We start from the raw sequence: 19919 nt of genomic DNA on the forward strand, positions 1-19919 counted from the left end.
CTTGATCTCCTCGATCTGGTTCAGAGGTTCAGTTGGCGCCGGCAACGACGTTGCCCTGATAATCGAGCGCCACGGTCGTGGTCTTGCCATCCTTGGTGGCCTGACCGCGCCAGATGCCCTGGTCGTCTTTGGTCAGCTTGGACACGCCGGAGAAGCCGGCATCCTGAATGCGGCTCTTCGCCTGATCCTCGGTGAAGCTGTTGGCACCCGGGATCGGGGCGGCCGGATTGGTGGTGTCGGTCGTGCTCACGGCCGGGGTGGTGGAGCTGGTGGCCGACGATGCATTGTCGGCGGAAGCGATCTTCTCGACCATTTCCTGATGCATTTTGAGCGTCGGCAAGGTCTCGGAGGCGAAGGTCTTCAACTGCGCGTTGTCGCCGTCCTTGGCGTAGCTCTCGAACAGCGTGACCGCCTCCGAATGCGCATCGCGCTGCATCTGGACATAGGGCTTGTCGACGGCATCGTTGGCATTCTGCAGAGCCTCCAGATCGGCCTTGTGCTTGGCGTCCAGCTCCGTCGGCACTTTCAGCTTCTGTTCGCCGGCGATGGTCGCAAGCTTGGCGTTGGCGGCGCCGTGATCGTCGATCATCTTCTTGGCGATATCCTTGACGCCTTGATCCTGGGCCTTGCCTTCTGCGATCTTGCTGGAGTCCACTTCGAACAGGCCGCCGATGGCAGCCTTGTCGACAAAGTCCTGAGCACTGTCGGCGGCGAAGGCGGGCAGGGCGAAGACCATGGCTGTGGCGGTGGCCAGCGAAGCTAGAAGAACACGTGTTTTCATGGACAGAGATCCTCGTTGGGGCACACATCGTGCTGTGAGCCTAACCAGTGCGGCCAAGCTTTGTTCCGCCGCCCAAGCGTTATAACCGGGAGGGTCGATGCCGCGATGATGGCCCCTCATCCTCGGCTTTTGCGCCTTTGCGATGTCGACGCGTGGGGCGGACGGCGACCCGCTCGATGGGCGCCTTCAAGTCCATCGCAAAGGGAAACGAGGCCTTCGCCGCCCGCAAATGAACACCGCCCGCGGTGCCCTATCGAGGTTCAGCGATCGTTGCGTTCGAGGCGGCGCGCAACCTCTGTTTGTGCGACCTGCAGCAGCGTGTCTATTTCGAACATCGCCGCCGCATGGCCGCCGTCGCGAATGACACGGCGGGCGCGGTGGAGCAGGTCGGAGACCGTCCGCAGCGTTTCAGCATGGCTCGATCGATTCGACAAATGCGTGCCTCCATCAGCCACAACCGTTGGATCGGGAGAGTGTTCCCAAAGTTGGCGGCCGGCCCGGCGAATGACCGTGACGGCAGGCAGCGGAACCATCCTTGTCCGTTGGCCGTTCCCCCTGCCTCAACGAAAGGAACAGCCATGGCCGAGAACGACACCCCGAAGGACACCCCGAAGGACACCCCGAAGATTTCCGCCCGAGAGGCCCAGGAGGCCCTGGAGAAGCAGGTCGCATCGCTGAAGCGCGAGATCAGCAAGATCAACCGGACGCTTGCCGAGCGCGCAGAAGATGCCGTTGGCGAAGCCGGCGGCTGGTATGGCAGCGCGACCGAGCGCGCGGCACGGGCAACGCAGCAGCTGAGATCGCAGGCGCAGACGGTGTCCGAAGCCGTCCAGCAAAATCCCGGCACCATCAGCAGCGCTTTCGTGCTTGGCGGCATTGCCGGGTTGTTGATCGGCATGCTGCTCGGGCAAAGCCAGGAACGCGACCGAAGCTGGTTCTAGCGGCGTATCTTATGAATATTGCGCCCGCCGGCTTTGCTGGCGGGCTTTGTATGGACGCCAGATCACCGTGGCTTTGAGTGAAAAACTCCCCGCTCGGGTAAACGGGATTTGTGGTCGGCGCCGCCCGCGCGGCGCCCTCGACAGGTGAGTTGAGTTTCCCTGCCGCGGTCGTATGTTGTTGACCGTAGTGGAGGATCACAAATGCCCATTCGACGCAAAGCCACCGAGGCCGGCGTTTTGCAGCCATCCGAACTCGAGCTGTTGGGCCGTGTATTCGAGCAGCTTAAGCGCGACGGTCAGTCGCCCGAAGCACGCGACGCCATCGCATCCCGGATTATCGCGAACTATATGGCCGGCGTGGTCGATGAAGCCGAGCTCGTCAGTCTTTCGAGGCAACCGCTGGGCCGGTAGTGCGCTTTCCATTCCGGCTTCAGAAGAGTTTCAGGTCGTCAAATCAGAGGGATAAGGCAATGCCGACTGACCCACCGATAGAGCGACGGTCGCATATCCGTGATCTTGTTCTGAAGGAAGCGACAATCCGCGTTGGCGACGCCAGTATCAATTGTCTGGTTTGCAACCAGCACGCCCACGGTGCGGAGCTGCGGGTGAAGGCCGATATCGCAATCCCCGACCGTTTCGTGCTTCACGTGCCGGTCGATCATACCAGCTATCGCGCCGTGGTGCGGTGGAGACGGAACGAGCGACTTGGGGTGCAACTCGATTCGGGACGGCAGGCGTAGATGGCGGTAGCCGGGACGGATCACCCAGCTGTTCAAGTGCAGGGTTGATGGGACAAGGCAGGGCTCGTTTGCGGCACGAACGCTTCCTTCCATGCTGCTTGCGATTTGCAATCAGTTGCGATAGCCTCTGACCGCTTGCATTGCAAGCGGTTGGTCCGTGGACCCACTAGGTGAAGGCGCTGCTTTTGGGCAAACTTATCTTGGGAATGAACGTTTCCATCGATGGCTATGTCGATGACCTTGCCGGAAATCTGGTCATGGGCGCACCAAGCCAGAAGCACTTCGAGTACTGGATCGAGACGATTCGCAACCATGCCGGCGCTGTGTATGGCCGCCGGATGTACGAGGTCATGCGCTATTGGGACGATGATCACGCGGAATGGGATGCTTCGCTTCGCCAGTTCGCGACACTCTGGCGCAAGCTGCCCAAATGGGTCGTTTCGCGCACACTTTCACGGGTCGGCCCGAACGCCACCCTCATCTCCGGCGATATTGAAGCGCAGATTCGCGAGATCGCGGCCCGCACGGAGGGTATCCTGAGCGTTTCCGGTCCGGAACTGGCCGGTCTTATGACCGGGCTGGGCCTGATTGAGGAATATCACCTGCACGTGAGGCCGTTCGTGCTCGGCAAGGGCAAGCCTTTCTTCCACGAGGCAAGGCCTCCGCTGCAACTGGTGTCGAGCACATTGATCGATGACGATACGGTTCATATGATCTATGTGCCGCGAGGCTGAACGATAAGGCGCTTCAGCGCCAACATGCGAACCAACACGTACGTTCGCAGTGGGCCTGGTCCCGGCCTTCGCACCGAGGTCTCACATGTCAGCTTGCGTGCTGGGTACCCAAGCAGCAGAGGGTCTGCTGTCGGCCGAAAATCTGCCGGTCAGCAATGCGCCCCATGCCGGTCAAAGAGGCCTTGCCGCCGTTCCTCCATAAGCAGACATTGCAGACCTACAAGGACATCGCTTTTACGCCCGAAGCGCCGCTTCGGTTGGTCCTTCAGTGACCTGGCGGCCCAAGGGCGTCGTCCACCACCGCCCGCCCTGGTCCGCAACTCACCGTTGCCAGCGGCTCTGCTCCTGGCCTTCCCGCGATGACCGAGCGGGTAGTGAAACATCATGGTCAAGCCTGAAAAGCAAGGTCCAACCTAGCCGCCTTTCCAGGCCTGCGTCATCATCGTCCAGCAGTTCAGGATCCTGCGTGCGCCAGCCGGATCCGTCGGGTCGGCCGGCCGCACAGTTTTTTTCATCCCGCTGGAACATTGGCGAAGGAATGCAGTTGGGGTCGCTGCAGATGCCGCCGCGCGGTGCCTGTGGGCGATTGGTGGCAACACCTGATCGGCCGCCGCTCCTTTACGAGGCGGCTTAGCGTGTGAGCCAATCCTGCAGCAAAGGCCTTGGGATTGGAACGACCAACAGGAGGCAGTCATGAAGCACCAGACACTCGATCAACTCCAGTCAGTCGCGGACATCAGTCCACTATCGCCGGCTCTGCTGGCTACAAGGACACAACGGATAGAGCGGTGGGCGGAACTGCTCTATCGAAATCCGACGCGCTCCCTTGTGGCTCTCACCGGGACTGAGCATCTGCATCCCTCTGTCCGCGGAGAAGCGCGCGCGGTCGGATCGGCGATTAGTGTCGCCTTTGACGATCCACTGCTGCGTGCATCGGGCATGCAATCGGATACCTACGGGGAAGCCAGACGCTTCTTCGAACTCTCCGATTGGCAGTTGCATGAGATCGTCTGCAGTTGCCACACCGGCGCCACCATGCAGGCTGGCTGGGCCGCCGGGCGTGTCCGCAGGGTTCTCAATGGGAGCAAGATATTGGCTTGGCTGAGAAAAGGATTCATGCCGCACTGAGACACAGCGCTTGCGCCTGAAGAAGCATGCAGGCTCCAGCAGAGATTGCGTCGGCTCCGCGAAGGCATGGCTGACCTCAATGGAGTAGGGCGGCCGAGTTGCTTGCGACTTCAGAAATGACGTTCACCATTGCTTAGTGGACCTCGTCAGGGTGATCGGCAATTTCGTGAATAGCGAGTACCAGCGCCAGTTTCGACCAACCGGTCGGCAGCGCCCTCGTGACCAAGCGGGGTTACTTATCCTCGGTGCGTCACATGTGCGCTTCGTCAGCGGTATAGCCTGCCAATCCCTCCACAGCCGTTTTGACGCTGCGAAAAGATCGAGGCGTGAGGGGGCAATTTAACCCAGGAATCCCGAAAACGGACCTTCCGCTTTCGGCCCCGAAATTGAAATTCGAGGCCTCCCCCATCACCCCGGAAAGATCGTAAACCCGCCATCCACCCGCAGCACCTGCCCGTTGATAAACCGCGCCCGCGGGCCAGCCAGAAACGCCACCGCCTCCGCGATCTCTTCCGGTTCCGCATAGCGGTTCAGCGATTTGCGGCTGGAATCCATGCGCTCCGGATCGACCACGCGGGTCGCCTGGAAGCGTGCCGTCTTCGTGGCGCCGGGGCTGACCGCGTTGATGCGCACGCCGTCGTCGATCAGTTCCTTGGCCAGGCAGCGGGTGTAATGCACGACCGCGGCCTTCAAGGTGGAGTAAACGACCTCGGGCGAGCAGCCGAGATGTGCCGCCGCGGAGGCGATGTTGATGACGGAGCCGCCGCCGCGCTGCTTCATCGGCGGCACGAAGGCCTGGCAGACCAGCATCGTGCCGATCAGATTGTTCTCGGTGAGCACGCGGATGTCGTCGAGTTCGATGTCGAGGGCGTTGTTCGGGTTCGGCTTGCCGCCCCTGGCGCCGATGTCGCCGCCGGCACAATTGACCAGCACATGGACGTCGCCGAGATCGGCCTCGATCCTGCGCTTCATCTCGGCAACCGCTTTCTGGTCGCCGATGTTGCCGGTCACCGACGTGACCTTCGTGCCGTGCCGCTTCAGGCGCTCGACCACTTCGCCGAGATTGGCGAACTCGCCATATTTGGCCGGCGCTTCCTCGTCCATGTCGTGGATCGCGACATTGGCGCCGAGTTCCGCCAGGCGCTCGGCCATCACGCGGCCGAGGCCTCGGCCGGAGCCGGTTACGAAGGCGGTTAATCCATCGAGTTCACGTGCCGTCATCACATCTTCTCCATCAAACCAAATTTGCGCATGTTGGCGGCGCTGCGCCGGATCATGTCGAGCTCATAGAAAACCAGTGAGACGTCGTCTTCGCGCTCCCAGGGGGTGCTTGTGTCGGCATCGTCGGGCAGCCGGTTGCGCTGCGCGGCCGCCAGGCAGGCGGCAAAGTCGCGCGCCGTCTTCGGGGGATAGCCGCGCCACCAGTCGTCGCTGAGATAGCGGACATGCCGGGCCTCCAAGGCGCCCGGTTCGAGAACGGCGGTCATGCGATCGTGGTGCTGGCCAAGAATGGCGAACAGCTCGGCAAACGGCACCGCACCGTCGCCGATGGCGCAGCGGATCAGCCGGTAACCTTCGGTCGTGAACTGCACGCGGTAATCCTTGAGGTGGACATGGCGGACATAGGGGGCGATCACCTTCGTAAAATCGAGCGGCGCTTCGCCGACCGGGAACGTGTTGCCGGTGTCGAAGGTCACGCCCACACTGTCACCACCGAGGGCGCAGAAATCGACGAGTTCCCGGCTGGTAAAGTCCTGGTGGTTTTCGATCGCAAGGACATACCCTTCGGTATTCGCGCGGGGACCCCATTCCACCAATCGCCCCCGAATGATGCCGACGTACTCGCTCCATTTTGCGCCGGCGGCGTTGCGGTCGCCGCAGAGAACCGGCGTCAGCGCCGTCCGGATGATTTTGGCCTTGAGCAGGCGCGCGGCCCGAAACGCATCGTCGAGCGGTTCGCCCACCAGCAGGCCGCCGCTGACGACCGGCGTGATGCCAAGGCCGGCGAGCCGTTCGCGCAGCGCGATCACCGCGTCGTCGGAAAGCTCGCTCAGCCATGGCACCCAGATCTCCAGCACGCGCGCGCCGAGTTCGGTCGCGAGCGCGATGAAACCTTCGAGCCCCGCTGGCTGCGGATTGGCGCGTGGCGTGCCGCGGCCCTGGAGGCCGAGATGATAGGTCAGGCCGTAGGGGTTCAGGCCGACCTCGAGCATGAAGCGATCCTTTGAGTCAGGTGTGGTCATCGCAGGCCGGCATCCACGGTGATCGACTGCTTGGTGATCATGCGGCTGTCGTCGGCGGCGAGGAACAGCACCGTGCGCGCGATCTCCTCGCCGAGCAGAACCTTGCGGATCACCTGGCGCTGCACGACCTGATCGACCGAACCTTGGGTCTTGTACCAAAGCTCCCGCTGCCGGTCGGTGATGACGGCGCCCGGCTCGATGGCGTTGACGCGGATGTTGTCGGGGCCAAACGCCCGCGCCAGCGCGAAGGTCAGCCCGACCACCGCAGCCTTGGCCGCCGCATAGGGCGCCATCTCTGACGCGCCGAAACGCCAGGCGATCGAGGAAAAATTGACGATCGAACCAAAGCCCACTTCCTTCATGTGCGGATGCACGGCCTGAGCGGAAAAGAAGTGGTGCCTGAGGTTCACATCCTGGGCGTGGTCCCAATATTCCTGCGTCACGTCGGCGACGGAGAGGCGATTGTCATCGGCGGCGTTGTTGACCAGCACCGCGACAGGCCCTAGGCGGTCGCGCACCGTGCCGATCGCGGCCTGCAGGGCAGGGATATCGGTCACGTCGCAGCGCAGGAACAGGGGCGGATGCGCTGCCGTGGCGGCGAGGTCGCGGGCAAGCTGCTCGCCGGCCTCCTGCTGCAGATCAAGAAACGCCACTCGTGCGCCATTGGCGGCGAAGGCGCGGACCGTGTCGGCGCCGATGCCCGACGCACCGCCGGTGATCAGCACGACACGCTCGGACAGGCTCGGATAGGTGGCGAAGGACAAGGCGGAACTCTTTTCAGATCAAGCTTCGGTCAGATCGGGTCAGATCAGGCGTTGGGTCGTCGGGTCGAACAGGCACGCCCGCGCCATGTCGATGCCGAGCGTCACCGTCTCGCCCATAAGCGGCGTGCCGTCGGGGTCGAAACGGCCGGTGATCTCCTTGCCGCCCAGGCGCAGGACGGCCATGGTCTCCGCGCCTGTCGGCTCGACCAGTTCGACCACGGCATCGATTTGCGCGATGCCCGGCTTGCGGCGCGCAAGATCCGGATCGAAGCGGTAGATGTGCTCCGGCCGGATGCCGAGAATGATTTGTCGCGGCGTATCGGATGGGAGCGCCTGGACGATCGGCAGGCTGGCCGTCTTGCCATCGGCGGCCTGCAACACAACAGTGGCGTGACCGCCTTCCTGGCTCAGTTCCGCGGCCAAAAAATTCATCGCCGGCGAGCCCATGAAGCCGGCGACGAACATGTTGGCCGGACGGTTGTAGATCGTGGCGGGATCGTCGAATTGCTGGACCTCGCCCTGGTGCATCACGGCGATGCGCGACGCCAGCGTCATCGCCTCGACCTGGTCGTGGGTGACGTAAACCGTGGTCTTGCCGACGCGGTGATGCAGCTTCTTGATTTCGGTGCGCATGTCGACGCGCAGCTTGGCATCGAGATTGGAGAGCGGCTCGTCGAACAGGAACAGTTTGGGATCGCGAACCAGCGCCCGGCCCATGGCGACGCGCTGGCGCTGGCCGCCCGAGAGCTGTCCGGGCTTGCGCCCAAGCAGCGGTTCGATCTGCAGGAAGGCAGCAACTCGACTGACGGCCTCGTCCTGCTGCGGCTTCGGGACGCGGCGGCTTTCCATGCCGAAGGTGATGTTCTCGCGCACCGTCATCGTCGGGTAGAGCGCGTAGGACTGGAACACCATGGCGATGTCGCGGTCCTTCGGCGGCACCGAATTGACCAGCCTTCCGTCGATGCGGATCTCGCCGGAGGTAACAGATTCGAGCCCGGCGATCATCGCCAGCAGAGTGGACTTGCCGCAGCCGGACGGTCCGACCAGCGCGATGAACTCGCCGTTCCGCGCTTCGAGATCGATGCCCTTCAGCACCTCGACCGCGCCGAAGTTCTTGCGCAGCGATCGGATGGTCAATGTCGACATGCGATGCCCTTCTTGGCGGACGGGACGATCGGCGACAGGAGACAGGCTCCGCTCACTGGATCGCGCCTCACTTGACGGCGCCTCACTTGATCGCCCCTTGGGTCAGGCCACGAACGAAATACTTGCCGCCGAAGAGATAGATCAGCAGCGGCGGCAGCGCGCCGATCAGCACGGCGGCGCTCATGACATCGTAGGCGCGCACATTGGTGCCGCTTGCCGTCAGCGCGACGAGCGCTGCCGTGATCGGCTGTTGCTGCCCGGAGGTGAAGACGACGCCGAACAGATATTCGTTCCAGATGCCGGTGAACTGCCAGATCACCGTGACGATCAGGATCGGCGAGGAGAGCGGCAGAATGATCTTGCGGAAGATGCGCCAGAAGCCGGCGCCGTCGATGCGCGCCGCCTTGATCAGGTCGTCGGGGATGCTGACGTAGTAGTTGCGGCAAAACAAAGTGGTGAACGAAATGCCCTGGATGACGTGGATGAGGACGAGCCCGTAGACCGAATTGCTGAGGCCGAGATTGCCGAGGATGAACGCCCACGGCATCAACGAAATCTGGCCCGGAATGAAGACGCCGAGCAGCATGCAGGTGAACAAAGCTTCCGAGCCTCTGAAGCGCCATTTCGACAGGATGTAACCGTTCATCGCGCCGACCGCCGTCGACATGATCGTGGCCGGGATCGTCATCTTCAGGGAGTTGTAGAAGTTGCGCTGCATGCCCTCGCAGGTGCCGCCGATGCAATAGGTGCTCCAGGCCTGGCCCCAGGCATCGAGGCGGAAGCTGCGCGGCAGCGAGATCAACCCGTTGCGTGCGATCTCCTGCTGGTCGCGGAATGAATTCAGCACCACGACCAGCAACGGGACCAGGTAGATCGCCGCGAAGACGACCAGCAGCCCATAGATGGCGAAGCGGGTGAGAAAATGCCGGCGCGACGCGACTGCGGCAGCGCGACGGTCGAGCGACTGGTCCAGGGAGACGTCAGCCATGGCCGGCTTCCTTGCGCCGGCGCCAGACCACCCAGAATGAATAGGGCACCAGCACCACGGCAACAGCGGCAAGCATCATGATGGCGGCGGCCGCACCTTCGCCGATCTGGCCGCGTTGGAACATCAGGTCATAGACGTAGATGGCGGGGAAGGTGGTCGAGATCCCCGGGCCGCCTTTGGTCAGGGCCGCCACGAGGTCGAAGGTCTTGATGGCGAACTGGATCTGGATGACGGCGACCGCCAGGAAGATCGGCGCAATGGTTGGCAGAAGCACCTTGCGATAGATGCGGAATGTCGATGCGCCGTCGATCTGCGCGGCCTTGACGAGGTCCTGATCCACCGAGCGTAGGCCGGCCAGGAACAGCGCCATGGCAAAGCCCGAGGCCTGCCAGACGCCGGTGATGATCACCGCGTAGATCGCATAGTGCCGGTCGCTGGCCAGTGCGAAACTGAAGCTCGTCCAGCCGAAACCGCGCACCATGGCCTGGATGCCGTCGGTCGGATTGTAGAGCCAGCTCCAGACCGTGCCGGTGACGATGAAGGAGACGGCCAGCGGATAGAGGAAGATCGTGCGCCAGGCCGCTTCGCCGCGCACGCGCTGGTCGATCAGGATCGCCAGCAGCAGTCCCACCGCCATCGAGCCGACGATGTAGAAAGCGCTGAAGAAAAACAGGTTGTTGTAGGCGATGTTCCAGCGCCGGTTCGCCCACAGCGACGCGTAGTTGTCCAGGCCGACGAAGCCGTAGGTCGGCAGCAGCGAGGAGTTGGACAGCGAGATATAGAGCGTCCAGCCGGTGAACACGAAGACGTAGACGAAGCTCGCCACGAGTGAGGGGCCGAGCACGAGCAAGGGCATCGCGGAGCCCAGCCGCTCGCGCCAGGGGCGGGCGGGCGTCGGTACCGACAGGATCAGGTCTTGATTTGACATTCAGAGTACAGCATTGGCAGAGCACGGGACTGAAAGGGAGGACGGCCGGGCGGATAGGCATCGCGCCCGGCCATTCCCGTCTATTTCTGTGCTTCCGCCGCGTCGGCCATCGCATTGGCGCCATCCTCGGGCGACATGTCCGGTGTCGCCACGAACTCGGTAATGGAGTCCATGATCGCGCCGCGCATCTTCTGCGGGATGGTCATGTTGTGCGCCATCGAGCGGACCAGCGTGCCGTCCTTGATCGAAGCCTGCAGATCCTTCTGCGAGAGCTGCTGGCACGGATTGAAGCCCTTCGACAGATCGATATCCAGGCGTGCAGGGATCGAGCCCTTGGCCTGGTTGAAGACCGTCTGGAAGTCGGGCGACAGGATCAGGCTGGCCAGCAGCTTCTGGCCGTCGATGTAATCCTGGTCCTTCTGCTTGAAGAACACGACCGAGTCCGAGTTGAGGATGAAGCCGGGTTTGCCCCAATCGGTCGGCGCCTGGGCGCAGACATAGTCGGTGCCTTCCTTGAAGCCGGCGGCGGTCAAAAGGCCGATCGTCCAGTCGCCCATGATGTGGAACGCCGCGTCGCCCTTGCCGACCAGCGCCGACATCGAATCCCAGTCGCGGCCGACCATGCCCGGATCCATGTATTTGCTCGTCATCAGGCGCATCTGCGTGAAGGCCTTGACCATTCCCGGGCTGCGCATGGACTCGACATCGCCTTCCACAAAGGCCTTACGGTAGAGATCGATGTCCTGGCCGTAGAGCACGACCTCGAACACCGTCGAATCCGTCCAGTCGGCGGTCGAATGCGAGATGCAGATCTTGCCTGTGGCGACGATCTTGTCGCAGGCGGCATTGAACTCGGCCCAGGTCTTGGGCATTTCCGCCACGCCGGCCGCCTGCATGACCTTGGGCGAGGCCCAGAGCCAGTTGATGCGGTGGATGTTCATGGGCGCGGCGACCCATTTGCCGGTCGGCTTCATCACCGGAAGCAATTCCGGCGCCACCACTTTCTCCCACCCTTCCGAGGCCGCCAACTCGTCGAGATCGGCGGTCATGCCGGTCTCGTTCCATTCGGCGATCTCGGGGCCCTTGAGCTGCACGGCAGGCGGGGCATTGCCGGCGATCACGTCGGCGCGCAGCTTGGCCAGCGTATTGGCGGTGTGGCCGGCGATCGAGGTCTGTTCCCATTTGCCGCCCTTGGCGGTGAACATCTCGCCGAGCTTGGCGATCGCCTGGGCGTCCGATCCGGTCGCCCACTGGTGCAAAAGGTTGGTCTTGGGTTCGGCGAAGGCTGTTCCGGCGAAAAATGTGCACGCAGCAGCGGCCGCAAGCGCGGTCATGACGGACTTCATCGTTTCACTCCCATATCGTGTTGCACGGTTCGTCTCGACCGCTTATGGCCGCGGTTTGAAGCCGCCGCCGGCGAGATGCGTCAATCTCGAGTTCTTTCCAAGATGACATATTGGAGCTATCAGTCAACGATGTTTATGTTGAGCCATGACAAAACCTTCGCTTAGAACCTGGCTGATCGACAGACCCTCCGCGTCGCCGGAGAGCATGATCGTGCGCTGCCTGAGCGAGCGCGGCGCACTCTCCGCGTTGCAGATCGCACGCGCCACCGGTCTGGCGCGCTCGACGGTGTCAACCGCGCTTAACGGCTTGAAAAGGTCTGGAATGGTGATCGAAGCCCCGACCAGCCGCGACGGCATCAGAGGCATCGGCAGGCCAGCCGCGGCGGTGACGCTCAATCCGACAGCGGGCACCTGCGTCGGCATTCACCTGGCTCTTCAGCAGATACGGCTCATCGTCGCCGATGTCTCGCATTCCGTCATTGCCGAACAAAATATTCCAATGGCGCTGGACTACCAGCCGCAACAGGCGGCCCAGGCGGTCAAATCGGCAATTGCCCAATCCTACAGGGAAAACGGTCTGCCGGTGGCGGGGCTCCTGGGGGTTGGTGTCTCCGTCTCCGGCCCTGTCAGCCGCGATGGAGTGGTGCTGCGCGCCAGCATGGTTCCAACATGGGCCGGCGTCAACATACGAGATGTGTTCGGACCCGTCCTGGAACAGCCGATCTTCGCCGACAACGAGAGCAACTGCGCGGCCATTGCCGAGCTGATGTGGGGTGCGGCCGTCGGCCAGGACGATTTCGTGCTGTTCAAGATCGATCTGGGTGTCGGCGGCGCCATTGTCCAGCATGGCCGGCTGGTGACGGGCGTCGCCGGCGGCGCCGGCGAATTCGGGCACATCAGCATCGATCCCGGCGGCGACCTTTGCCGCTGCGGCAATCGCGGATGCCTGGAGCTCTACGCGAGTTTTACCCGGCCGCTGGAACAGATTTCGCGTGTCGTTGGGCGGCAAGTCACCATGGACGATGTCATCGCCATGGCCGAGCAGGGCGACGTCAGGGCGTTGCGGATGATCGAGGATACCGCCGAGATCGCCGGCCGGGGTCTCGGCCTGATCGGCTCGGTGCTCAATCCGCCGCTTATCATCATCGGCGGCCATATGGCTTTGGCAGGGGACATTCTGTTGACGCCGCTGATCGCGTCCTATGAACGCCACACGCTGATCAAGTCCCGGGATGTCGCTCCCGCCCTGCGCACGCGCATCATCGTTGGCAGGCACACCGAGAACGATGCCTTGCTGGGCGCGGTCGGCCTCGTTTTGAGACACCAGACGAAGGAACTGTCGCTGGGGTGATCGTCAGGACCAGCCTGTGCTTGTTCAAGTCAATTGCACGTGTCCGCAGCCTTGAGCGCTTCGGCGCGTGACGATTTGGGCAAATCCGCGATCCGCCGGACAGAAGCGTAAAACCTTGGATAGTCGCCCGAACACAGGTCGAACAAGCGAAGAAAGGCCGGAACCTGTTCACCGTAGACAGAAGTTGCCGCGAGCTTGGCGTTGTTGATCGGGGCAGCGAACCAGGCGTCGTATCCCCGGTATCCCGCCCAGTGCCTGTCGCGCATCTGCCGGTAGCGCGCCCGCAACCGGTCGATGGTTGCTGCCTTGGCGGCTGCCATCTTTTCCGGGGTGCGGGGACTACCATAGACCTGCCTTAGCTCGTCGCGCGTCTTCGCCACCAGTCCGAGAAAATCGGCGCTGCGTTTGCGGTCGGCTTCGTATCGGCGCAATCCGGCCCGGTCGCCGGCGGCGCGGAGCCATTCCCTGACGCCGCTGGTTTCAACGGCAACGGCGAATGCCTCGTTGAATGCGGAATCGCCATCCACATAGAGGCGCTGATGCGCCAGTTCATGAAAAACAAGGCTTGCGAGATAGGTGTCGTCCTGACGCAGCATGGTGCTCAGCAGCGGGTCACTGGACCAGCCAAGCGTGGAATAGGCGGTGACGCCCGAGACATAGACGTCCAGCCCCTGTCTTTGAAGTTCGACTGCGTTCTCAGTCGCGGATTTCCGGGAGAAGTAACCCCGGTATGGAACGCAGCCGAAGACCGGAAAGCACCATGTTCGTGGCGCGAGCGAGAATTGCGGCGCGGCAAAAACGGCCCAGGTCACGGCGTCGCGATGGATGTCGACATAGCTGCGGTAGCTGCTGTTATCGGGCAGTGCCAGTTCATCTGTCGCAAACCGTCTTATCGCGCTGGCCGACGTCAATTTCGCGCGCAATGCCTCGGGCGTCGAAGGATCACGGATGAGTTTTCCAACATTTTTGCGGGCGGCCATGATCTGCGCGTGACCCTGCAACGACTGCGCGTAGTAGGAAATGCTCGTGCAGCCGGTCACCCCGGACGCCATGACGACCGCGGCAAGCATCCGAAGAACGCGCTTCACTGTTTGCCCACCCTTGCCCATCTCCCCATGCAGCAAACGTCCTGGTCCACCCTCAAACAGGAGGCACCGGGTTCCGTCAAGAGCTGCAGGGGCAGGGGGCGACACCGACCTGGGCAGGGCAATGAGGCCATTCGCCTAGGATTGACGAAAGCCCACCGCAGGGCGGAGCGGGCTAGATACGGACCGTCCGTTGGGACACCGTTCCCCCAAGCTGCCGCGCGCTACTGGTCCGAAAACCTCACGCTCACGCCGCGCTGGCGAAAATAAGCCTGCATCAACTTACGGCCCGAGCGGTTGTTCTGCGCCAATTTTGCCGGATCGAACACCGCCTGTTTTGCGCCCTCTCGTGTCAGCGCAGCCTTGAGCGCCGCGATATGGGCGTCGATGTCGGCATTGTCCGCCCGCAGCGAGGCATAGATACTTTCGGTCGCTTCGGCCACAGTCGGTTCGCTCACAGATGTCGTCCTTTGGTTGGTTGGGCGGCGGCTTTACCACAGATTTGCGGCTCCGACGATATCGACTGAACCGTCAGAGCACAGCGCCCAGGGCGCAAAACCGCAAAACGTATGTATTCGGCCCTGCTAAACATTGCCCGGCAGGCGAATGGGTCTAACTATCGCTAGGAAACGGGGGGAATCACGTGGCTGCCAATCGTCGAAACGACATCTCATCGTCCGAGCGGGGGCTAGGACGGATTCTTGCGGCAGGCAATGCCCATCCGCGCACAGCTCTGCCTACCGTGGCAACCATCGTCACGACAGTAGCTGCGCTGTATTTCGGTCGTGAGGTGTTCCTTCCCATTGCCATCGCGCTGCTTTTGACCTTTGCGCTGGTGCCGATGGTCTCCGCACTGAAGCGTGTCGGCTTGCCTCGGCTGCCCGCAGTGCTTCTGAGCGTGATTGGCGCATTCGCGGCCCTGGGCCTGTTCAGCTTCATTGTTGCGACCCAGGTAAGCGAGCTTGCTCAGAACATTTCCGTCTACCAGACAAACATTCTGACCAAGGTGCGTTCCCTCAAGGAGACGGGCGTTGGTGGCGGCATAATTGCCAGGCTGAGCGGGGTGATCGAGCGCGTCGGTCAGGAGATCGACAAGCAGGATGTGGCGCCGCCTGCGGCGGACAAGCCCCGGCGCGAGCCTGTTCCCGTCGAGATCGTCGCCCGCGAGAGACCTCTGGAGGTATTGCAGAACATCATCGGACCGTTGATCAGCCCGCTGGCATCAGCTGGCCTGATCATCATCGTCGTCATCTTCATGTTGCTTGAGCGCGAGGATCTGCGCGACCGGTTTATCCGCCTTGTCGGCTATGGCGACCTCCATCGCACAACGCAGGCATTGCAGGATGCCGGCAAACGGGTTGGCCGTTATCTGATCATGCAATTGGTGGTCAACATCGTCTACGCGATACCAATCGCAATTGGCCTTTGGGTGCTCGGCATTCCCAACGCGCTGCTGTGGGGGTTGCTGGCACTGGCGCTGCGCTTCGTTCCCTATATCGGCCCTGTTATCGGCATGCTGCTGCCCTTGTTTCTGGCCTTGGCGGTTGCGCCCGGCTGGTCGCTGGTGCTGTGGACCGCCGCACTGTTTGTCGTCATGGAATTGGTAACCGGCAACGTCATCGAACCGTGGCTCTATGGCTCGCGCACGGGACTTTCTCCTTTGGCAATCATCGTTGCGGCAATTTTCTGGACATGGTTGTGGGGGCCGCTCGGCCTGGTCCTTTCGACGCCGCTGACAGTTTGCCTCGTCGTCCTCGGGCGACATGTTCCGCAGTTCGAATTTCTCGACGTCCTGTTTGGCAACGAGCCCGTCCTTGAAGCTCATGCCCGGCTCTATCAACGGCTCCTGGCCGGCGATCCCGACGAGGCAACTGACCATGCCGAGGAGATCCTCGAGGAGAAGTACCTGATCGATTTCTACGACACGGTCGCCATTCCTGCTCTCCTGTTGGGCGAGCAGGACCGCATGCGAGGCGTGATGGGCGATCAACAGCGAAGGCAGGTGGCGGCGAGCGCCCAAATTCTTGTGGCAAATCTTGCCGACGATGCACAGGAAGAGGCAAGCGAGGAAGATGCGCCGACAACCACCGCCGAAGGGACCGCGAGCAAGGAAACAGATGGCATCGAAGAGGAAGAGATCGAGCTGCCCGACGGCAAGGACATGTCGGTGCTTTGTGCCGGCGGTCGCGGTGAACTCGACGATGCCGCTGCCGCCATGCTCGCTCAGGTGCTGGAGGTGCAAGGTGCTACGGTGGCGAAGGCCAGTTTTGCCGATATGGAGCCGGCAGGTATTCGTCGTCTCGAACTAGAGGCGATCGACACCGTCGTGGTCGGTTTCCTGAACCGGGATTCGCTCAAGCATGCCCGCTTTCTGGTCCGGAGACTGAAGCGCGCCAAGGCAGGTTTGAGAATTGGGATTGTGTTCTGGTCAGACGCGGAGCAGGGCGATGTCGGGCAAGAAAGGCAAGCTTTGGCCGCCGACATCAGCGCCGATTTCGTAGCCCACGGCATGGTCAACGCTGTGCTTGGCGCACTTTCTCCAGCGCCGGCCGTTCCCCTCAAAGTCGTTTCGAAACGCCGCGATCGACGCCGTCCGGCCCCTCGAAAACGGGTCGCGGCCCAGGCAACGGCCGCAACAGCCTAGCCGCGACGCCATGTTTCAGATTGCCGCGCCGGCGCTGGAATGCCTGGTGCGACGGCAAGATCGTCCCCACTCGCAAACCATGGAACAATCTCGCGGCCTTGCGGTTCCTAACGTCGAAGGAGACCCCCCATGCTTAGATTCCTTATCCGCCTCGGCGCGATCTATGCGGCGTTCCAGATCGGCCGGGAGTTCGGCCGCAAGGAGACCGAAGTCGTGCTCCTGCCGCCGCCCGTTGACTACGAGCGGCACCCGACGTCAAGAAACGAAACCGAGTTCGGAGAGACATAGGACCGCTCAATCTGTCCGGTCGATCTGGCCCATGCTGGCGCGCGGGGCGCATTATCGTGCGAACGGACCGGCCACTTGGCTGTGCCAGGATCGATCCTCGCAACGCAATAAGCCGCTATCTCTGCCGTTCAAACGCGGCACAGCGAGGTTGACCGTGCGTCGAGGAATGAGTCTCTCTCAGATCTTGGCGTTGAGCCGATGGAGAAGGCATGATCAGCACGGGCAAGGCACGACCCTAAGAAAGTGGAAGGGAAGAAGCACTGGTGCTGTCAATTGCCAGGGAGACCGGCATCACCGAGGATCACGGGCGCGACCTTGTTCGCCTGATCGGCACCGGCCGCAATTCGCTGCTCCGTGAGGCGCGGCAGCTGCTCCGGCAGCGCCTGGCTAATTTAGACCAAAGGTGCTCAGTGCACGGCTATCCCGTCGCCTTATGCTGCCCGGCGGTCATCGCTTTGAGAGCCCGGACCACCTCTGCAGGTCCGGCGGGTTTCATCACTCTTACGCCAGACGAGAACGCTTCGGGGGTTTCCTCGAGCCCCAGGCCGGAATAGACGATGAAAGGAACCGCCCGCCCTGCCAAGGTTTTTGCCGCGTCAACAGCCTCGCCGTCCGACAGCCTGACGTCCAGGATCGCTGCGGCGGGGGTATGGTCCGCAAGAAAACGTTTCGCCTGGGAACATGTCGCCGCCAATGCCACGGCAAAGCCCGCCTCCGAAAGAGTGGACTCCATATCCAGTGCTATCAAGGCTTCGTCGTCGACGACAAGGACCAAGGGTTTGCCCATGCGCGGATGATCGCACGTTTGTAGATGGAAGACGAGTCGAGGCTACGACCCTTTTAGGGTCCGGTTCCCGTGCGCAGCGGGTCGAGACCGCGAGCAATGGGAACCAACTGATCCAAGCCGCATTATATTTGGTTGGACTGGACAAGGTGTTTGGGATGCATGAAGCAACACAGGCGAATGTTGTCGCCTTCGAAAACCCGGGGGTGTCCAGCAATGACGGTCTGGATTTCGATTACAAGGATTTCTTCGAAAACGGCGCCGTTGCCCTCCATCTGGTGAACGCAGACGGCGTAATCGTGCATGCCAACCAGGCTGAGCTCGACCTTCTCGGCTATCCCGCAGAGGACTACCTCGGTTGCCACATCGCCGAGTTCTATCCCGACCGGGACGTCATAGAGGACATTTTGGGTCGCCTTGCCAATGGCGAGAAGATCGTAAGATATCCGGCGCGATTGAGGGCCAGCGATGGATCGATCAAGCACGTCGAAGTCACCTCAAGCGGACATTTCCGGGACGGCAAGCTGATCAACACCCGGTGCTTCACGGTCGATGTAACCGACTTGGTGCACACCCGCTCGGAGCTCAGGCAGCATGACAGTACCTATCACCAGATACTCGACGGCCTACCCGTCGCCATCTACACGACCGATCAGGATGGGACGATCACCTACTACAACCGCGCCGCGGCCGATCTGGCAGGCAGGGAGCCTGAAATCGGCAAGGATAAATGGTGCGTGACGTTCAAGCTGTTCACTGCCGACGGCAAGGAATTGCCGCACGATGAATGCCCGATGGCCATTGCGCTCAAGGAGAACAGGCCGGTCCGCAATCAGCAAGCTGTTGCGCAACGTCCCGACGGATCGTTTTTTCCGTTCCTGCCCTACCCGACACCGCTGCGGGACGAGCACGGCGCTCTGATCGGCGCCGTCAACATGCTGCTGGACCTGACGGACCGCCAACGTGCCGAAGAAACCAGGCAGCACCTCTCAGCGATCGTGGAATCCTCATTTGACGCGATCGTCAGCAAGGATCTCAACACCATCATAAAAAGCTGGAACCAGGGCGCCGAACGGCTTTTCGGCTATACCGCCGAGGAAGCGATTGGCCGGTCGGTGACCATGCTGATCCCCGAAGACCATCAGGACGAGGAACCCCGCATTCTCCAACGCATTCGCCGCGGCGAGCGCGTCGAACCATTCGAAACGACCCGCCAGCGCAAGGATGGCAGCCTGGTTCCGGTTTCACTGACGATATCGCCCGTGCGTAACGCAACCGGGCAGATCACCGGCGCATCGAAGATAGCGCGAGACATCACGTCGACGAAGGAGAATGAATATCGCATCCGCATGCTGATGCGCGAGGTCAACCACCGGGTGAAAAACCAGTATTCGGTCATCCTGTCGATGATCCGGGAGACCAACAAGCGATCGGAGACGCCAAAACAATTTGAAACCCAGGTGCGCGAGCGCATCATGGCGTTGTCACGATCTCACGACCTGCTTGTATCGGCGGATTGGAAGGGTGCCACGATCAGCGACCTTTTGGCGGCCCAGGTCGAGCCTTTCCCGCGGGGGGATGTGATCGAAATGTCGGGCCCATCATTGGTGCTCAGTCCCAACGCAGTTCAGTATCTCGGGATTGCCTTCCACGAACTGGCGACCAACTCGGCCAAATACGGGGTTCTCTCAGGGGACAAGGGCCGGATCTCGGTCACATGGGGCATCACCGGTTCCGGTGCTTCGAGGCTCTTTCACCTCACCTGGGCCGAAACCGATGGTCCGCAGGTTCAGACTGTCGGACAAGGTGGCTTTGGAACCGTTGTGCTGAAGCGGGTTGCGCCCGCAGCGGTCAGTGGGCAGGGAATTCTCGAACACGGTCCGCATGGCATAACATGGAGCCTGGAAGCGCCTTTGGCTTCCGTGGCAGCTTCTGCCGTCCATGAAGCTTAGAAGCAGGAAGCAGCCCTGCAACGAGCATTCGTCAATTGGAAGCCCTTGATGCGGCCTTTGCCGAGCAAAAACCCCG

General features: G+C 62.0%; 21 protein-coding genes. 9 read left to right on the top strand and 12 right to left on the bottom strand.

Going from position 1 to position 19919, the window contains the following annotated elements; translation table 11 throughout:
• Positions 1–28 precede the first annotated feature (28 nt).
• Complete coding sequence (locus tag X728_RS151740) at positions 29–781, bottom strand: DUF4142 domain-containing protein (RefSeq protein ID WP_023831728.1); 753 nt, start codon at positions 779–781, stop codon at positions 29–31.
• A gap of 260 nt (positions 782–1041) precedes the next feature.
• Complete coding sequence (locus X728_RS151735; protein WP_023740887.1) at positions 1042–1314, bottom strand: hypothetical protein; 273 nt, start codon at positions 1312–1314, stop codon at positions 1042–1044.
• Between the two features lie 45 nt (positions 1315–1359).
• Here X728_RS151735 and X728_RS151730 point away from each other — a divergent pair, with 45 nt between their 5' ends.
• The 5 genes from X728_RS151730 to X728_RS151710 all read left to right on the top strand — a co-directional run bounded on the left by X728_RS151730 (position 1360) and on the right by X728_RS151710 (position 4324).
• Positions 1360–1722, top strand: coding sequence for a hypothetical protein (locus X728_RS151730; RefSeq protein WP_023831729.1), 363 nt, complete (start codon positions 1360–1362; stop codon positions 1720–1722).
• 201 nt (positions 1723–1923) lie between these two features.
• Positions 1924–2133 (top strand): hypothetical protein, encoded by a 210-nt coding sequence (locus tag X728_RS151725; RefSeq protein ID WP_023671091.1) that lies wholly within the window; start codon positions 1924–1926, stop codon positions 2131–2133.
• A gap of 59 nt (positions 2134–2192) precedes the next feature.
• Positions 2193–2462 (top strand): PilZ domain-containing protein, encoded by a 270-nt coding sequence (locus X728_RS1000000168900; protein WP_081725353.1) that lies wholly within the window; start codon positions 2193–2195, stop codon positions 2460–2462.
• A gap of 185 nt (positions 2463–2647) precedes the next feature.
• Positions 2648–3196 carry a dihydrofolate reductase family protein gene (locus X728_RS151715; protein ID WP_023744134.1) on the top strand — a complete coding sequence of 183 codons (549 nt, stop codon included), beginning with the start codon at positions 2648–2650 and terminating at the stop codon, positions 3194–3196.
• A gap of 693 nt (positions 3197–3889) precedes the next feature.
• A complete protein-coding gene (locus tag X728_RS151710) occupies positions 3890–4324 on the top strand; it encodes a hypothetical protein (protein ID WP_023671095.1) in 435 nt (144 codons plus the stop codon).
• Between the two features lie 408 nt (positions 4325–4732).
• On the opposite strand, the gene X728_RS151705 is transcribed toward X728_RS151710, so the two are convergent.
• The 7 genes from X728_RS151705 to X728_RS151675 all read right to left on the bottom strand — a co-directional run bounded on the left by X728_RS151705 (position 4733) and on the right by X728_RS151675 (position 11739).
• On the bottom strand, positions 4733–5545 hold the full coding sequence (locus tag X728_RS151705; protein WP_023735070.1) for an SDR family oxidoreductase: 813 nt from the start codon (positions 5543–5545) through the stop codon (positions 4733–4735).
• Positions 5545–6567 (bottom strand): TIM barrel protein, encoded by a 1023-nt coding sequence (locus X728_RS151700; RefSeq protein ID WP_023831731.1) that lies wholly within the window; start codon positions 6565–6567, stop codon positions 5545–5547. Before X728_RS151700 ends, X728_RS151705 begins: the two co-directional genes overlap by 1 nt.
• Positions 6564–7331 (bottom strand): SDR family oxidoreductase, encoded by a 768-nt coding sequence (locus X728_RS151695; RefSeq protein ID WP_023831732.1) that lies wholly within the window; start codon positions 7329–7331, stop codon positions 6564–6566. The genes X728_RS151700 and X728_RS151695 overlap by 4 nt, the downstream gene beginning before the upstream one ends.
• A 39-nt stretch (positions 7332–7370) precedes the next feature.
• Positions 7371–8477: a sn-glycerol-3-phosphate ABC transporter ATP-binding protein UgpC gene (gene ugpC, locus X728_RS151690; RefSeq protein ID WP_023831733.1), complete on the bottom strand. Its 1107-nt coding sequence runs from the start codon at positions 8475–8477 to the stop codon at positions 7371–7373.
• Positions 8478–8559: 82 nt separating this feature from the next.
• The gene (locus tag X728_RS151685; RefSeq protein WP_023831734.1) at positions 8560–9465 is read right to left on the bottom strand and encodes a carbohydrate ABC transporter permease; all 906 of its coding nucleotides are present in this window, start codon (positions 9463–9465) and stop codon (positions 8560–8562) included.
• A complete protein-coding gene (locus X728_RS151680) occupies positions 9458–10393 on the bottom strand; it encodes a sugar ABC transporter permease (protein WP_023831735.1) in 936 nt (311 codons plus the stop codon). The genes X728_RS151685 and X728_RS151680 overlap by 8 nt, the downstream gene beginning before the upstream one ends.
• 80 nt (positions 10394–10473) lie before the next feature.
• Positions 10474–11739, bottom strand: a complete 1266-nt coding sequence (locus X728_RS151675; RefSeq protein WP_023710878.1) for an ABC transporter substrate-binding protein — start codon at positions 11737–11739, stop codon at positions 10474–10476.
• 145 nt (positions 11740–11884) lie between these two features.
• On the opposite strand from X728_RS151675, the gene X728_RS151670 reads away from it, so the two are divergent.
• Positions 11885–13090: an ROK family transcriptional regulator gene (locus tag X728_RS151670; RefSeq protein ID WP_023831736.1), complete on the top strand. Its 1206-nt coding sequence runs from the start codon at positions 11885–11887 to the stop codon at positions 13088–13090.
• Positions 13091–13119: 29 nt separating this feature from the next.
• Here the strand turns inward: X728_RS151670 and X728_RS151665 are convergent, their stop codons facing one another.
• Positions 13120–14199 carry an aminopeptidase gene (locus X728_RS151665; RefSeq protein WP_031195552.1) on the bottom strand — a complete coding sequence of 360 codons (1080 nt, stop codon included), beginning with the start codon at positions 14197–14199 and terminating at the stop codon, positions 13120–13122.
• A gap of 200 nt (positions 14200–14399) precedes the next feature.
• Positions 14400–14633, bottom strand: coding sequence for a hypothetical protein (locus tag X728_RS151660; protein ID WP_023728467.1), 234 nt, complete (start codon positions 14631–14633; stop codon positions 14400–14402).
• 185 nt (positions 14634–14818) lie between these two features.
• Between X728_RS151660 and X728_RS151655 the strand changes: the two genes are divergently transcribed.
• The gene (locus X728_RS151655; RefSeq protein ID WP_023831738.1) at positions 14819–16819 is read left to right on the top strand and encodes an AI-2E family transporter; all 2001 of its coding nucleotides are present in this window, start codon (positions 14819–14821) and stop codon (positions 16817–16819) included.
• 129 nt (positions 16820–16948) lie between these two features.
• Positions 16949–17107, top strand: a complete 159-nt coding sequence (locus X728_RS1000000171025) for a hypothetical protein (RefSeq protein WP_023726519.1) — start codon at positions 16949–16951, stop codon at positions 17105–17107.
• A 418-nt stretch (positions 17108–17525) separates the two neighbouring features.
• On the opposite strand, the gene X728_RS151650 is transcribed toward X728_RS1000000171025, so the two are convergent.
• A complete protein-coding gene (locus tag X728_RS151650) occupies positions 17526–17894 on the bottom strand; it encodes a response regulator (protein WP_023747091.1) in 369 nt (122 codons plus the stop codon).
• A 155-nt stretch (positions 17895–18049) separates the two neighbouring features.
• Here X728_RS151650 and X728_RS151645 point away from each other — a divergent pair, with 155 nt between their 5' ends.
• Positions 18050–19843 (top strand): PAS domain S-box protein, encoded by a 1794-nt coding sequence (locus X728_RS151645; protein ID WP_023831739.1) that lies wholly within the window; start codon positions 18050–18052, stop codon positions 19841–19843.
• Positions 19844–19919: the final 76 nt, after the last annotated feature.

The organism is Mesorhizobium sp. L103C119B0, from assembly GCF_000502235.1.
Taxonomy (GTDB): Bacteria; Pseudomonadota; Alphaproteobacteria; order Rhizobiales; family Rhizobiaceae; genus Mesorhizobium.

Coding starts and splice junctions, on each gene's coding strand:
- X728_RS151710 (WP_023671095.1), top strand. CDS start 3,890: ATGAAGCACCAGACACTCGATCAACTCCAGTCAGTCGCGGACATCAGT.
- X728_RS151730 (WP_023831729.1), top strand. CDS start 1,360: ATGGCCGAGAACGACACCCCGAAGGACACCCCGAAGGACACCCCGAAG.
- ugpC (WP_023831733.1), bottom strand. CDS start 8,477: ATGTCGACATTGACCATCCGATCGCTGCGCAAGAACTTCGGCGCGGTC.
- X728_RS1000000168900 (WP_081725353.1), top strand. CDS start 2,193: ATGCCGACTGACCCACCGATAGAGCGACGGTCGCATATCCGTGATCTT.
- X728_RS151705 (WP_023735070.1), bottom strand. CDS start 5,545: ATGACGGCACGTGAACTCGATGGATTAACCGCCTTCGTAACCGGCTCC.
- X728_RS151645 (WP_023831739.1), top strand. CDS start 18,050: ATGCATGAAGCAACACAGGCGAATGTTGTCGCCTTCGAAAACCCGGGG.
- X728_RS151725 (WP_023671091.1), top strand. CDS start 1,924: ATGCCCATTCGACGCAAAGCCACCGAGGCCGGCGTTTTGCAGCCATCC.
- X728_RS151665 (WP_031195552.1), bottom strand. CDS start 14,199: ATGGGCAAGGGTGGGCAAACAGTGAAGCGCGTTCTTCGGATGCTTGCC.
- X728_RS151670 (WP_023831736.1), top strand. CDS start 11,885: ATGACAAAACCTTCGCTTAGAACCTGGCTGATCGACAGACCCTCCGCG.
- X728_RS1000000171025 (WP_023726519.1), top strand. CDS start 16,949: ATGCTTAGATTCCTTATCCGCCTCGGCGCGATCTATGCGGCGTTCCAG.
- X728_RS151650 (WP_023747091.1), bottom strand. CDS start 17,894: ATGGGCAAACCCTTGGTCCTTGTCGTCGACGACGAAGCCTTGATAGCA.
- X728_RS151680 (WP_023831735.1), bottom strand. CDS start 10,393: ATGTCAAATCAAGACCTGATCCTGTCGGTACCGACGCCCGCCCGCCCC.
- X728_RS151700 (WP_023831731.1), bottom strand. CDS start 6,567: ATGACCACACCTGACTCAAAGGATCGCTTCATGCTCGAGGTCGGCCTG.
- X728_RS151735 (WP_023740887.1), bottom strand. CDS start 1,314: ATGGTTCCGCTGCCTGCCGTCACGGTCATTCGCCGGGCCGGCCGCCAA.
- X728_RS151685 (WP_023831734.1), bottom strand. CDS start 9,465: ATGGCTGACGTCTCCCTGGACCAGTCGCTCGACCGTCGCGCTGCCGCA.
- X728_RS151740 (WP_023831728.1), bottom strand. CDS start 781: ATGAAAACACGTGTTCTTCTAGCTTCGCTGGCCACCGCCACAGCCATG.
- X728_RS151675 (WP_023710878.1), bottom strand. CDS start 11,739: ATGAAGTCCGTCATGACCGCGCTTGCGGCCGCTGCTGCGTGCACATTT.